Origin of the sequence: Pseudanabaenaceae cyanobacterium SKYG29, assembly GCA_025055675.1 — a bacterium.
Taxonomy (GTDB): domain Bacteria; phylum Cyanobacteriota; class Cyanobacteriia; order Pseudanabaenales; family Pseudanabaenaceae; genus M5B4.
The window spans coordinates 776,756-790,273 of the sequence record JANWWT010000001.1; the positions used below are offsets into that span (position 1 = coordinate 776,756).

Annotated in this window: 13 protein-coding genes; 11 read left to right on the plus strand and 2 right to left on the minus strand. The window is 50.5% G+C overall.

Translation table 11 applies throughout. The features are described 5' to 3' along the window. The first annotated feature begins 6 nt into the window (after nt 1-6). From psaM to fabI, 5 genes are read left to right on the plus strand one after another with little or no spacing between them, the layout of a single operon-like run. Nucleotides 7-105, plus strand: coding sequence for a photosystem I reaction center subunit XII (gene psaM / locus NZM01_03785; protein MCS6959147.1), 99 nt, complete (start codon nt 7-9; stop codon nt 103-105). 22 nt (nt 106-127) lie between these two features. Then, nucleotides 128-667 (plus strand): hypothetical protein, encoded by a 540-nt coding sequence (locus tag NZM01_03790; GenBank protein ID MCS6959148.1) that lies wholly within the window; start codon nt 128-130, stop codon nt 665-667. Further along, nucleotides 652-3,081 carry a U32 family peptidase gene (locus NZM01_03795; protein MCS6959149.1) on the plus strand — a complete coding sequence of 810 codons (2,430 nt, stop codon included), beginning with the start codon at nt 652-654 and terminating at the stop codon, nt 3,079-3,081. The genes NZM01_03790 and NZM01_03795 overlap by 16 nt, the downstream gene beginning before the upstream one ends. 28 nt (nt 3,082-3,109) lie before the next feature. Then, complete coding sequence (locus tag NZM01_03800) at nt 3,110-3,376, plus strand: YggT family protein (GenBank protein ID MCS6959150.1); 267 nt, start codon at nt 3,110-3,112, stop codon at nt 3,374-3,376. Nucleotides 3,377-3,380: 4 nt separating this feature from the next. Beyond that, entirely contained in the window at nt 3,381-4,199 is an 819-nt protein-coding gene (fabI, locus tag NZM01_03805) for an enoyl-ACP reductase FabI (GenBank protein MCS6959151.1), read from the plus strand. Here the strand turns inward: fabI and NZM01_03810 are convergent. After that, a complete protein-coding gene (locus tag NZM01_03810) occupies nt 4,196-4,990 on the minus strand; it encodes an RNA polymerase sigma factor SigF (protein ID MCS6959152.1) in 795 nt (264 codons plus the stop codon). The two genes, fabI and NZM01_03810, sit on opposite strands and share 4 nt — an antisense overlap. A gap of 411 nt (nt 4,991-5,401) precedes the next feature. Here NZM01_03810 and NZM01_03815 point away from each other — a divergent pair, with 411 nt between their 5' ends. Genes NZM01_03815 through NZM01_03835 form a run of 5 tightly spaced genes read left to right on the plus strand, consistent with a single transcriptional unit; the run spans nt 5,402 to nt 9,409 of the window. Further along, nucleotides 5,402-6,310, plus strand: coding sequence for a zinc ABC transporter substrate-binding protein (locus NZM01_03815; GenBank protein ID MCS6959153.1), 909 nt, complete (start codon nt 5,402-5,404; stop codon nt 6,308-6,310). Between the two features lie 9 nt (nt 6,311-6,319). Beyond that, nucleotides 6,320-7,024, plus strand: coding sequence for a metal ABC transporter ATP-binding protein (locus NZM01_03820; GenBank protein MCS6959154.1), 705 nt, complete (start codon nt 6,320-6,322; stop codon nt 7,022-7,024). A 45-nt stretch (nt 7,025-7,069) separates the two neighbouring features. Beyond that, nucleotides 7,070-7,744, plus strand: a complete 675-nt coding sequence (gene psb29 / locus NZM01_03825) for a photosystem II biogenesis protein Psp29 (GenBank protein MCS6959155.1) — start codon at nt 7,070-7,072, stop codon at nt 7,742-7,744. Between the two features lie 7 nt (nt 7,745-7,751). Continuing rightward, entirely contained in the window at nt 7,752-8,516 is a 765-nt protein-coding gene (locus NZM01_03830; GenBank protein ID MCS6959156.1) for an ABC transporter permease, read from the plus strand. Continuing rightward, nucleotides 8,516-9,409, plus strand: coding sequence for an ABC transporter ATP-binding protein (locus NZM01_03835; GenBank protein ID MCS6959157.1), 894 nt, complete (start codon nt 8,516-8,518; stop codon nt 9,407-9,409). Before NZM01_03830 ends, NZM01_03835 begins: the two co-directional genes overlap by 1 nt. Before the next feature lie 164 nt (nt 9,410-9,573). Here the strand turns inward: NZM01_03835 and NZM01_03840 are convergent, their stop codons facing one another. Further along, nucleotides 9,574-11,184: a CocE/NonD family hydrolase gene (locus tag NZM01_03840; protein MCS6959158.1), complete on the minus strand. Its 1,611-nt coding sequence runs from the start codon at nt 11,182-11,184 to the stop codon at nt 9,574-9,576. 66 nt (nt 11,185-11,250) lie between these two features. On the opposite strand from NZM01_03840, the gene glgB reads away from it, so the two are divergent. Continuing rightward, nucleotides 11,251-13,494: a 1,4-alpha-glucan branching protein GlgB gene (glgB, locus tag NZM01_03845; GenBank protein ID MCS6959159.1), complete on the plus strand. Its 2,244-nt coding sequence runs from the start codon at nt 11,251-11,253 to the stop codon at nt 13,492-13,494. Nucleotides 13,495-13,518 lie beyond the last annotated feature (24 nt).

A 13,518-nucleotide genomic window follows, 5' to 3' on the forward strand; every position in this document is an offset into this window, starting at 1 on the left:
CTTAATATGCAGCTTTCCGATGCACAGGTGTTCACCGCTTTGGTGGTTGCTCTGTTTCCCGCTGTTATGGCAGCATTGCTGGGTTCCGCCCTCGCTAACGAATAGTTGAAACACTAGTTAACAAAGCATGGCTACCAGAAAACGACTCTCGGCTCAACAGGCTCGTCCCGTAGTGATGCGCTCCGTCAGTCAACCAGAGATGCCAACAGGACAAAAAGCCAGAGCCAGAAAGGGTAGTAGGGTGACTCCTTTTCCCAACAAGGAGAATGCTAGTCCTAGTTCTGGTAGCTTTATTTCCCCTGAGACTAAATTCCGCCTTCAGCAAGAACGCCATACTCTGGGACGTGCCCTAGAGATGCTAGGCGTTACGTTTGTCAGTCTTCTGCTGTCGGGGGGGGCAGTAATAGGCATTGTCCATTTGGCAAAGTATCAAAAAGTGCAACTCGATCGCCTAAAAGAACTCGATCGGGAAGTGGCGGTCATGGAAGCTCAGATTGAATTGCAACGGGAACGCTTAGCCCAAGCCTTTAGTACCGGTGGTCAGCAGGATGCTCTCCTCCATCGGGAAGGTTTCTTAGACCCTGATGAAATGTCGATTAAGCTAATAGAGAGGGAGAAACAAACTATACCCCCCAGTGTAACGGCAGAAAAATGGTCGAGCTTCTAGCCCCTGCAGGCAATTGGGATTGTGCTAAAGCGGCGGTCGCAAACGGGGCAGATGCTATTTACTTTGGTTTAGACCAGTTCAACGCGAGGATGCGGGCTGATAACTTTACATTGGGGGACTTGCCCAAATTGCTGGATTTTCTCCATGGGCGGGGGGTAAGGGGCTATGTCACTCTCAACACCCTCATTTTTACAGAGGAACTGGCGGCGGTAGAAAACTACCTCAAGGCAATTATCCAGGCGGGGGTAGATGCAGCGATCGTGCAGGATGTAGGGCTGTGTTGCTTGATTCGCCATCTTTCTCCCGATTTTCCTATCCATGCTTCCACGCAGATGACAATTACCAGTGCGGCGGGGGTTAACTTTGCCCAGCAGTTGGGGTGCAATTTAGTGGTTTTGGCGCGGGAGTGTTCTATCCAGGAAATCCAGAAAATTCAGCAACGGGTAGATTTGCCCCTAGAGGTGTTTGTGCATGGGGCGCTGTGTGTAGCTTATTCGGGACAATGTCTCACTAGTGAAGCTCTAGGGGGTAGGTCAGCCAATCGGGGGGAATGTGCCCAAGCTTGTCGCCTGCCCTATGAATTGGTCGTAGATGGCAAGGTCTGGGATGTGGGCGATCGGAAATATCTCCTCAGCCCCCAGGATTTGGCGGGTATTGAGCTGTTGGGGGAATTGCTCAAAAGTGGGGTAGCTTCTCTCAAGATTGAGGGCAGGTTGAAAACGCCTGAATATGTAGCGGCAGTTACCAAAACCTATAGGCAAGCCCTCGATCGTCTCCTAGATACGGGGGAATACACACCCACCGATCGGGATTGGTACACTTTGGCGATGAGTTTTTCCAGGGGCTTTTACACGGGGTGGTTGGGGGGAATTGACAACCAAAAATTAGTGCACGGGCGCTATAGCAAGAAGCGGGGGGTGTATCTCGGTCAGGTGCGTGCCATCAGGGAGGGAAAGGTATGGTTTCGCTCGGTAGTGCCCGTGGCAAAGGGAGACGGGGTGGCAATCATCAGAGGGGAGCAGGAATGGGGGGGCAGGGTCTATGGAGTCACAACGCAAGGACAGGAGGTAGGGATTAGCCTAGGGAAGCAGAATGGGGATTTACGGCAAATCAAGCCAGGGGACGAAGTTTGGAAAACTAGTGACCCCAAACTAGAACAGGAATTACACCAGACCTACAAGGGGGAGATTCCCCCCAAACGTTACCCGATCGCTCTCCATGTCACAGGGGCACTCCACCAACCCCTCACCATCACTGCCCAAGACCACCTGGGGCACCAAGTGTCTATAGACTCTCCCCAACCCCTACAAGCTGCCACTAACCAACCCCTCACCTACGATCAGCTATGGGAGCAACTCAGTCGCCTAGGCAATACGCCCTTCTATCTGGACAAATTAACTGTTGACCTGCAGGGAGAAGTGATCTTACCCGTGAGTGTCCTCAATCAAATGCGCAGAACAATTGTCAGTAAATTAGCCCAACATTTATCCCTCCATCCCCAGTGGCAAATAAACCCCCAAGCTTCCTATCTCTCCCTCCTGCCCCCGCCTCCTGCCAACCCAGTAGCAACAGAGAGCCAACTACTAGTTTTGGTGCGCAATCTAGACCAACTGCGGGTAGCCCTAGACCTAGACATTCCCCTCATCTACTGCGAACTAGAAGACCCCAGGCGCTATAAAACGATCATTAGCTACGTCCGTCAGTCGGGCAAAGCCAGTCAGATTTGGGTAGCACCGCCCCGCATTACCAAGCCAGGGGAGCAATGGATACTACAACAAGTGTTGAATAGTGGAGCAGATGGCTATTTAATTCGCAACTACGACCACCTGGAGTTCTTTGGGGACTACCCCACGATCGGGGATTTTTCTTTCAATGTGGCTAACCCCCTCACAGCGCAATACTTCCTGCGTAACTACCCCCTCCAGCGCCTCACCTGCTCCTATGACCTCAACATTGACCAACTGAGCGACTTAGTACAGGCTTGCCCTAGGGATTGGCTAGAAGTGACTATTCATCAACATATGCCCCTCTTCCACATGGAGCACTGTGTATTCTGTACCTTTCTCTCTAGCGGCCAAGACTACACTAACTGCGGTCGTCCCTGCGAAAAACATACAGTGAAATTGCGGGATAGGGTGGGGGTGGAACATATCTTGCAGGCGGATGCGGGTTGTCGCAATACTTTATTTAACGGTAGGGCACAGACAGGGGCAGAACATGTCCCCAAATTGCAAAAGCTGGGGGTTAGGTATTTCCGCCTGGAATTTCTGCAGGAACCACCCCACCTAGTCGCCACCACCATTCATCTCTATCGCCAACTCCTGGCAGGGCAAATTACAGGCAAAGAAGTGTGGCAAAAACTAAAACTGCAAAATCAGTTGGGCGTGACCAGAGGCACAACCGATCGGGTATAATACGCCCAGTGCCAAGGGGAAGGGAACTATGGATGTCGTGATTAACAGCTTGCTATCAGCTATCAGCATCTATTCTTTGCTATTGATTGTGCGGGTATTGCTGACCTGGTTTCCCCAAATTGACTGGTATAGCCAACCCTTCCGCTTCCTGAGAGAAATTAGTGACCCTTACCTAGACCTCTTCCGTTCTCTTATTCCCCCGATCGGTGGCTGGGATTTGTCCCCCATGTTAGCTATCTTTGTCCTGCAACTGATTTCTGGTACACTGGTAAGCCTAGCTCAACCCAGTTTCTAACTCCATGACAGGATTACTTGACCTGACGGGCAAAAACGCCCTGGTAACCGGCATTGCCAATAATCGCTCCATTGCCTGGGGAATTGCCCAACAATTACACAAAGCGGGGGCTAATTTGGCGGTGACCTACCTACCGGACGATCGGGACCGCATCAAAAGCAAGGTAGAGGAATTAACAGCTCCTTTGAACCCCCATCTCATCCTGCCCTGCAACGTGCAAGACGATGCCCAAATTGCTGCTATGTATGAGGCGATCGGGGAAAAGTGGGGTAGGTTGGACATCCTCATCCACTGTTTAGCGTTTGCCAATAAGGAAGACCTCTCAGGCAGTTTCAGCAATATTTCCCGTGGGGGTTTCCAACTAGCTTTGGATGTGAGTGCCTATTCCCTCATCGCTCTCTGCCGCGGTGCTAAGCCCCTGATGACTTCTGGAGGCAGTGTAATTACCCTCACCTACATTGGGGGAGTGCGGGTGATCCCCAACTACAATGTCATGGGTATTGCTAAGGCGGCTTTGGAAATGAATGTCAAGTACTTGGCAGCGGACCTGGGGCCCCACAACATCAGAGTAAATGGCATTTCCGCCGGTCCCATTCGCACTCTCGCTTCTTCCGCGGTGGGAGACATTCATAAAATGATGCACTATGCCGAAAAGGTTGCCCCCCTGCGCCGCCTGGTCAGTCAGATTGAGGTGGGAAATGTGGCTGCTTTTCTTGCCAGTGACTTAGCTAGCTGTGTGACAGGACAAATCATCTATGCTGACTGTGGCTACGAAGTAATGGGCTCTGCCCTGTTTGAGGAGGAAAAAACAGCGGAAAGTTAGTCATCGATGGGGGTCATGAGTAGTTCTTTGAGCAGCTTCAGGCCCTTTTTTACCTGGCGGGAGACCGTTACAGCACTGATACCCAGCATTTCTGCCACCTCTTTATAGGTGAATTCCCGCACAAATACAAATTCCAAAATCTGTTGCGTCTTTTTCTCTAGGGTACTCATAGCTTCCCGCAGGCGGATCACATCTTCCTGGGCTAATTGAAAGTCCCGATAGCGATTGTCAGGTAGCATGTCCCCCAAAGAAGCTGTCGTATCCTCATCCTCGGTTAGGGGGGTGTCCAAACTCAGGGGCGATCGGTTTTGCAAAGCTAACTTAATTTCTTGCCACTCCTCCACACTGATTTGCAGAGCTTGGGCAATTTCTTGGCTAGTAGGTTCCCGCCCTAATTCTTCCCGCAGGCGTTTGTGGTGCTGTCCCGCTTCACTGTAGAGTTCCTGCCAGCGCCGTGGTACTTTGATAGTGGGGCTTTTGTCCCGTAAATAGTGCTGGATTTCCCCGCGAATGTAAGGCAGAGCAAAGGAACTAAAGGCATACCCACGGGATAGATCAAAGCGCTCGATCGCTCTGATCAGTCCCAGGCAGCCTACCTGCATCAGCTCTTCCCAGGACTCTTGACATTGACTTGCCCAATGACTGGCTTCCTTACGCACCAAACCGATATTGAGGTTGACAATTTGATTGCGCAGCCCAAGGGTGGGATTTTGCTGATACAACTCCAATAGCTCCCTGGTTCTGGTCTTCACTGTGTCTGCTGTAGTTGCTCCCTTGTCCTTCTCACAAATCCCCGTTAGTTTCTGGCAAATGTACTCCTTGGCAAACAAAGCAAAAGGTTGCTCTCCTCCCAAGTCGAAGCGATGAAAAGCCTCCTCCAAAGCCCTCTGGCTGGTTTCCATCAACTGCTCGGGTGGATATAAGTCCCCAAACTCTGCCAAAACCTCATAGACAATCCCCATATTCAAACGGATTAACTTCTGCAGGAGGCTAGGGCGCGGCTCCTCCTGATAAGCACGCAGTAACCGCAAAATCTTGGCTTCCCGCTGGTCTGGGGAATACTGACTCACGACCAGTTTCTGGGGACCCTCCTGAACCATACACCGCCATTATACGTTGCCTCCTCCCCCGCGCAGAATTAAGGCGAGGTTAATAAATTTAACGATCGGTTATGATAATCATTATCGTGTCTGGGAATGGGTATGCGTAAGTTAGTTACTGCCCTGGGATTGTTGGCGTTACTGGGTTTTCCTGGTTGGGGACAGAGTCAGAGACCGAAGGTGGTAGCCACGTTTCTGCCCATGTACTGGTTTACTAAGGGGGTAGTGGGGGACAGAGCGGATGTAGAGGTGCTGGTGCCCCCTGGCATGAGTGCCCATGAGTATCAAGCAACACCTGCCAATGCCCGTACCCTTGCCCAGGCAAACGTAGTGGTGATGAACGGTCTAGGCTTAGAGGAATTTATGACGGGCTTGCTGAAAAATGTGGGTAAGCGCAATCTACGGGTAATTGATGCTAGCAAAGGTATCCAGCCCCTCAAGGAAGAGGGACATAAACACAATCATGGTCACGACCACAAGCATGGACACGGTCATAGCCACAGTGCAGGTAATCCCCATGTCTGGTTAGATCCCGTTCTAGCTATCCAGCAAGTGAATAATATCCGAGATGGTTTAGTGGCGGCTGACCCCCCCAATGCCCCAGTCTACAAAACTAATGCGGCTAATTTCATCAAGCAGCTACAGAACCTAGACCAAGAATTCCGCAACAGGTTAGCGCCTGTGAGGGGCTGCAAGTTTATTGCCTTCCATGATGCCTTCCCCTACCTAGCCAAGCGCTACGGTCTGCAGCAAATGGCGGTGGTGGAATTGCCGGAAGATGTCCTCAAACCCCAAGACATCCAACGGGTGAAAAGTGCTGCCCAAAAATTCCCAGTTAAAGCGCTCCTCTCAGAGCCAGGGGTTGATGATAAGAGATTGCAACAAATTGCCCAGGAACTCAAATTGCCTGTGAGAACTCTTGACCCTCTAGAACGGGGAGAACTCCAGTCTGACTACTACTTTAGGGTGATGCGCCAGAACTTGGCAACCTTGGAGGCGGTGTGTAAGTAGGGACAAGATTTGAGCAAGCGCAAGGAGATAGAACACCAGGATAGGGAAGCCCAACCCCTCTTGCGGGTGGAGAATTTGACGATCGATCGGGGTCATTGCCGTGTCGTGGAGGGAGTGTCTTTCCAGTTACCTGTGGGCAGCCACACAGCGATCGTTGGTCCCAATGGGGCAGGTAAGAGTTCCCTAGTGCAGGCGATTCTGGGTTTGATTCCCTATCGGGGGCGGGTAGAGTTTCTCCGTCAGCCTGTTGTGGGCTATGTACCACAAAAATTGCCTTTCCCTCGTAATTTCCCCCTGTCCGTGGCAGAGATGGTGGCTCTCGGCTGTGCCCAGCGGTCTGCGGGTTGTAAACAGAGGGTGCGGGAGGCTCTCTACCAAGTGGGGTTAGACCATAAACGACAAAAACCGATCGGGGGGTTGAGTGGCGGGGAGCTAAAACGGATGCTTTTGGCTTACTGTCTTGTCTTGCAGCCGCAGTTTTTGGTGCTGGATGAAGCACTAGCGGGAGTCGATCGGGCGGGAGCTGTAGCTTTTACAGAACTGCTGGGACAGTTACAGTCTCTGTATGGTTGGACAATTTTACAGGTCTCCCATGATTTGTCCTTGCTACGGCAACAGGTGGATTGGGTGATTGGTATTAATCGCTCCGTAGTTTTTATGGGTAAACCCGACCAAGTGTTAGAGGGAGAGTATCTCCAAAGATTGTACAGCTAGGGGCACAGATGGTTTAAGATTAGGGATGTTGTGAAGGGGTTGTCTGTGAATACTGTCCCTACGGTTGCTGATACTAAGCGCACATTTTTGCGAGCTTTCCCTCACCCCATCAGTGCTGTCTATCGCAAAATAATTGACGAACTGTTGGTGGAACTCCATCTGCTGACGGTGGATACGACTTTTCGTTATGATTGCGTATTTGCCCTAGGGACTGTCACCATTTTTGACCAATTTATGGAGGGCTATCGAGGTGATGTACAACCCCTCTGGGAAGCGCTCATCCGATCGGTACGCCTTGACCCCCAACAGCTGCGCCAGGATGCCCAGAAACTCATAGAACTGGTAGATAGTTACCCCCAAGAGGTACAGCAGCTCCTTACCAGCCTCAAAAGCACGATTGATTTGTCTCCTTTAGATGCTCACTGGCAGGCTATTGCTGCTAATCCGCGGTTCAAATACAGTCGCCTGTTTGCTGTGGGTCTATTCACTCTTATTGCTAAACTGACACCAGAAGAAGCCCAGAGGACTGATCTGCTAAAACAAGCTTGCCAAGCTCTCTACCCCCATTGGGGTCTGGAAAATAGCCATCCTGCCGATCGGTTTTTGCGCGATCTAGATATTTACCGCTCGAATTTGGAAAAGGTGCAGCAGACGAAACAAATGATGGCAGACCTAGTAGAGGCAGAACGGAAGAAAAAAGCAAAGCAATCTTCGGCGTGAAGGTGTTATGTGGCAGGGAACGATCGCGGTTGCCCAACGCATTCTCTGTGAGCTCTGTCGGCGGCGTCGGAGCTTGATTTTGTGGGCTATTTTCCCTGTCTTTATTCTGCTGTTGAATGTGGCGATTTTGGAAGAAAGAACACAGCTGTCTCTGGCGGAAGCCTATAAATTGGCTACTCCTTTGACGATCGTGGGTGCAGCTCTTTTTTTTAGTTGTCTAGGAGGTACAGTATCCACTGTTGTAGCGGAACGAGAGCAGCAGACGATTAAACGCTTGTTTCTGTCTCCTCTTTCTGGTCTTGGTTATTTCCTGGGCATTTTTCTTGCCCATAGTTTGATTGGGGTAGGACAAACACTGATTGTTTTTACGATGGCTGTGGTGGCGGGGGCAAAATTTGAGGGGTCTATTGCTCTGGTTGTTTTGGTGATTGCTCTTAGTATTCTCGCCTATGTGGGATGCGGCTTTATATTGGGGACACAGATTGCTAAACGGACAGAAGATGTCAATGCTTTGATTGCTACCTTTGGTGTGCCCTTACTTTTGCTAGGGGGCTCTTTCATTCCCGCAGAGTTCTTTCCTGCCAATCTCAAAGAGATTGCCCTGTGGAATCCTGTCTATCACATCAATGAGTTACTAGCTGGTGTGCTACAGGATCGAGCTTGGTCTGACATTAGTCATCATTTTACCTTTCTCCTCGCCTTTGCCCTGGTGATGGTGGTGGGAGCCTGGCTATCCTACAATCAAATGCGTGAGCGGGAGCGCCATCTCTAGTGTTGCAACTAGAAGGTATCTACAAAGCGTTTGGCGATCAGCAAGTACTAACTAATCTCCATATCAATGTGGAAACTGGCACGGTCTACGGTCTATTGGGACCGAATGGCGCAGGTAAAACTACTACCATCAACATCATTTGCCACTTACTGCAACCCGATCGGGGTCAAGTCTGGCTTGATGATACTCCCCTTGGTTCCCACAACAGACACCTGATTGGTGTGGCACCCCAACAAAATCTCATTTACCCATCTCTTACTTGTCGAGAGAATCTCTGCTTTTTTGGTCAGCTCTATGGTCTATGGGGGAAACAACTGCAAGACAGAGTTAAAACTTGCCTGGAGTTAGTCGATTTGACCGATCGAGCAGATAGTGTAGCAGAAACCCTCAGTGGCGGCATGCAGAGGCGTTTAAGTATTGCCATTGCCCTTATTCATCAACCAAAGCTAGTGATTTTGGATGAACCAACCACAGGCTTGGATTTAGAAGCCCGCTATCAGATGTGGTCAGTCATCCGCCATTTGCAAGACACAGGTACAACTCTCCTCATCAGTAGTCATTTTCTCGATGAAATTGAGCGCCTATGCAACAAGATTGGCATTTTGCAGCGGGGGAAATTGATTGCCGAAGGTACTCTCCAACAACTCAGACAGCATATCCCCGCCCAGGAAATTGTTACCATTCAATCCCCTGACGAACAGGCAATCCTCGATCGTGCCCAGGCTTTGGGTTTAGTCAGCCGTCGCTATGGACAGCAACTAGCTCTCTGGATACCTGACCTGTGGGAGCTAAAACAGATTTTGGAATATTTTGCAGGCATACCGATCGATGCTATTACCCGCCAACCAGTGAGCCTAGAACACATCTACCTGGAGCTAAGCCAAGGGGTTTGACAATCATACCCAGTGGGACAGGACAGCCTTCCTGTTTGTAGTTGGTTTGACATAAGCCCTTTCTAAACATCTTTGAGTGAGGGATGTATAAATTTGGGCAAAACTGCCCTGGAAAAGAATTTGAGGGAAGAGTTAAATTAGCGACGCACAGATCGACGCACATTTTAGTCAGTTATGCGGAGCACGGGGAGGGACAATTTTGCGGTGGGGAAAATCAGTTGGGTAGCAGCTTGCCATTGTTTAGGGGTAGTGGCAGAGGGGTCACCTGCGATGTTACTGTGTCTTTCGATGAGGGGAAAGGCGGCTGAACTAACTACCAAACCGAGACGATGACCCTGGGCAAAGCAATGACAGGTAGGTCGCAGGGGAATATGGTAAGTTAATACTTCTCGATCCTCTGGTTTTTTGCCGCCGTAGCTAGCGCGTAGCACTCCCATGGTCACCAACATTTCTCTGCCATCGGGATAACCGTCTAGCAATTTCACTACCCAATCCGTATCTGGGGCGGTGGTGCTTGCCTCCAAATAACATTCAGCGATACCCCCGATCGTGATTGACTCTGTTAATACTTCACTCCAAAAACTGACACAATCCCAGCGATCGTTAATTTGCCTTTGGTTGTAGGGGGCGTAGGGTGTACTGGGCGTAGGGTTCCAGGGTTCGTAGACATAAATACTGGGAGTGTCAGCAGGAGGAGGAGTAGGGTCTAATCTGCCGTCACTGTGGAGATAGTAAGTGAGAGCAGTAGTTGCATTGAGGTCTGTCACCCAGGTGTTTTTTCCCATCACAAAAAAGAGAGTCGGTTCTCTCTTAGCAATACCGTTATCGATGTCTTTTAGCCAAAAATCAAACCAAGCAATCTGTAGTTCATCTACCGATCGGTTTGCCTCCTTGCCAAAATCTAGTTCTCCTACCCGTTGTCGCCAGGGGAAGTGTTGCCAAGGACCCATGATTAGCTTTTGCGGTTTTTTAGTTGCGGCACAGGCCCGCTCATAGGTCAGCCAAATACTATCAATAAATGGATCATACCAACCGCCGATGTGAAGGGCAGGGACATCATAGCGATCGAAGCGAGTTAGGGGATGCAAATACTCCCAACTCAGAGGTGTGCGGCTGTTGAGCCAGTCCAAATAAAACTCCCCTTGGGGGTTGGCAGTCAGGGGGGGAAATTGCCGAGGTAAGGTCGATCGCAATAACTGACCGACAGTTTGTTGCGCCTGCCACAGTTGGGTAGCCAGGGGTTCCGTTGCTTGCAATTGCGCCAGTTGTAGTGCCCAGGTAAAGCCAAACTCCCAACAGAAAGCTCCCCCCCAGTACAGCCACAGAAACAAGTCCGCCCCCGCCATGGCAGGACAAATAGTGACCAAACCTGGTGGTTGCATCACCGCTGCCTGAAATTGATTCAAGCCCTGGTAAGACAGACCATACATTCCCACCCTACCGTTATTTTCCGGAATTTCCGAGAGACACCAAGCGATCGTGTCCATGCCATCGCGATACTCCCACCGAAAGGGATAGAACACCCCCTCTGAGTCACCACAGCCCCGCACCTCCTGGATGACCACGATATAGCCTTGCTGGGCGTACCAACTGGGATGGCGATAAGCCACAGTGGAAGCAATTTCCCTACCGTAGGGCAAGCGCATCAGCAAAATTGGTAACTTAGTACCCCTTTCCTGGGGTCGATAAATATCGGCACAGAGGTTAACCCCATCACGCATGGGCATAGAGACCTCCCGTTCCACCGTCACCCCTGGGTAAAACACTACACTCATAGTTGATTTGCGAATAGTTAGGCGCTTCTGGTATTACTATGGTTAAGCAGTTTGTACTAACTACCTATGCCCGCCAGTCTCGATGAACTTTACCATATTGCGGAGACCCGCCACGCTTATCCTCACAAAGTTTTAGGTATTCATCCCCAGGATGGCAAGATGGCAGTGCGAGCCTATTTTCCCCAGGCATCCTTGGTGGAACTGTTGGCGGATGGGGCAGTAATTCCGATGCAGCGACTAGGGCACCCCGATTTTTTTGAAGCAGTAGTAGACCTCAAGCCCCCCTACACTTATCAGTTCCATGTCATTGACATCATTGGGGAGCGGACTGTCCATGACCCCTATGCCTTTACTTTCTCTCTGTGGACGGAGTTCGATCGTTACTTGTTTGGGGAGGGCAATCACCACCACCTCTACGAGAAACTGGGCGCTCATGTGGTAGAAGTAGATGGGGTAGAAGGGGTATATTTTTCGGTATGGGCACCCAATGCCCGCAGCGTGTCGGTTATTGGCGACTTTAATCATTGGGACGGCAGGCGACACCCCATGCGCCGTGAAAATCCTGGGGTGTGGGAACTATTTATTCCTGATTTAGGGGAGGGTACCCATTACAAATACGAGATTCGTAATAGTCACGGGCATATTTACCAAAAATCCGACCCCGTAGGCTTCCAGCAAGAAATTCGTCCCCGCACTGCTTCCATTGTCAACAAACTAGAGTACACCTGGCACGACCAAGAATGGATGGAAAAGCGGGCACACACTAACCCCCTCAAGCAGCCCATCACGGTCTACGAGTGCCACCTGGGGTCCTGGTTACACGGTTCGATGGACCATCCCCCCAAGGACGGCTACCCCGCTGTCCCTGCCGCTGACCTCAAGCCTGGCGCTAGATTCCTCACCTACCGCGAACTGGCAGAAACCCTGATTCCCTACGTCAAGGAAATGGGCTTTACCCATATTGAACTCTTGCCGATCGAGGAACATCCCTTTGATGGTTCCTGGGGGTATCAGGTGGTAGGGTACTATGCCGCCACTTCCCGCTACGGCAGACCCCAGGATTTCATGTACTTTGTCGATCGGTGTCACCAGGAGGGGATTGGCGTAATTATAGACTGGGTACCGGGGCATTTCCCCAAGGATGGGCATGGCTTAGCTTACTTTGACGGCACCCACCTCTACGAACACGCAGACCCCCGCCGCGGCGAACACAAACAGTGGGGGACTCTAATTTTTAACTACGACCGCAATGAAGTGCGCAACTATTTGATTGCCAATGCGGTGTTCTGGTATGAGAAGTACCACATTGACGGGATGCGGGTAGATGCCGTTTCCTCCATGCTCTATCTCGATTACTGTCGGGAAGAAGGAGATTATGTATTAAATGAATTTGGTGGGCGGGAGAATTTAGGAGCAATTCGCTTTTTGCGCCAGTTACATGAAACTGTTTTTCATTACTTCCCTGGCATTCTTTCCATTGCCGAAGAAGCAACTGCCTGGCCCATGTGTACTTGGCCGACCTATGTGGGGGGATTAGGCTTCAACCTCAAGTGGAATATGGGTTGGATGCACGATATGTTGGATTACTTCCACCTCGACCCCTGGTTCCGCCAATTCCATCAGAACAATGTTACTTTTAGCATCATGTATGCCTTTTCCGAGAACTTTATGCTAGCGCTATCCCACGATGAGGTTGTCCATGGTAAGAGTCCTATGCCAGGGAAGATGCCAGGGGATGAATGGCAGAAATTTGCCAACCTGCGCTGTCTCTACAGCTATATGTACACCCATCCTGGCAAAAAGACCCTGTTTATGGGTATGGAGTTTGGGCAGTGGAGTGAATGGAATGTGTGGGGTGATTTGGAGTGGCACTTGTTGCAATATCCCCTGCACAAGGGCTTACAACAGTTGTTGAAAGACCTCAATGCCCTGATTAAAAGAGAAAGAGCACTCTACGAAGAGGATTTTAGCCACGAGGGTTTCTACTGGATTGATTGCAGTGATAACCATAACTCCGTTGTCTCCTTTGTAAGACGCACTTTAGATAATGAATTTGTTGTTACAGTTTGTAACTTTACGCCCGTTTTGCACCATAGCTATCGGATTGGTGTGCCAGAGCCTGGTTTCTATCGGGAGATTTTCAACAGCGATGCCACTACCTACGGGGGCAGCGGTGCGGGCAATATGGGCGGCAAGACAGCGGAGGAAACTTCCTATCATGGGCAACCCTATTCCCTCGATCTCTGTCTCCCCCCCTTAGCCACCCTGATCCTCAAACCCGATCGCCATCTCCCAGCAGGGAAAATATGAAGAGATAAGAAAGACTGGGGCTTT

Excerpts from the sequence above, each read along its gene's own strand:
- NZM01_03815 (MCS6959153.1), top strand. The coding sequence starts at position 5,402 with ATGCGTAAGTTAGTTACTGCCCTGGGATTGTTGGCGTTACTGGGTTTT.
- NZM01_03800 (MCS6959150.1), top strand. The coding sequence starts at position 3,110 with ATGGATGTCGTGATTAACAGCTTGCTATCAGCTATCAGCATCTATTCT.
- glgB (MCS6959159.1), top strand. The coding sequence starts at position 11,251 with ATGCCCGCCAGTCTCGATGAACTTTACCATATTGCGGAGACCCGCCAC.
- NZM01_03830 (MCS6959156.1), top strand. The coding sequence starts at position 7,752 with ATGTGGCAGGGAACGATCGCGGTTGCCCAACGCATTCTCTGTGAGCTC.
- NZM01_03790 (MCS6959148.1), top strand. The coding sequence starts at position 128 with ATGGCTACCAGAAAACGACTCTCGGCTCAACAGGCTCGTCCCGTAGTG.
- NZM01_03840 (MCS6959158.1), bottom strand. The coding sequence starts at position 11,184 with ATGAGTGTAGTGTTTTACCCAGGGGTGACGGTGGAACGGGAGGTCTCT.
- fabI (MCS6959151.1), top strand. The coding sequence starts at position 3,381 with ATGACAGGATTACTTGACCTGACGGGCAAAAACGCCCTGGTAACCGGC.
- psaM (MCS6959147.1), top strand. The coding sequence starts at position 7 with ATGCAGCTTTCCGATGCACAGGTGTTCACCGCTTTGGTGGTTGCTCTG.
- NZM01_03795 (MCS6959149.1), top strand. The coding sequence starts at position 652 with ATGGTCGAGCTTCTAGCCCCTGCAGGCAATTGGGATTGTGCTAAAGCG.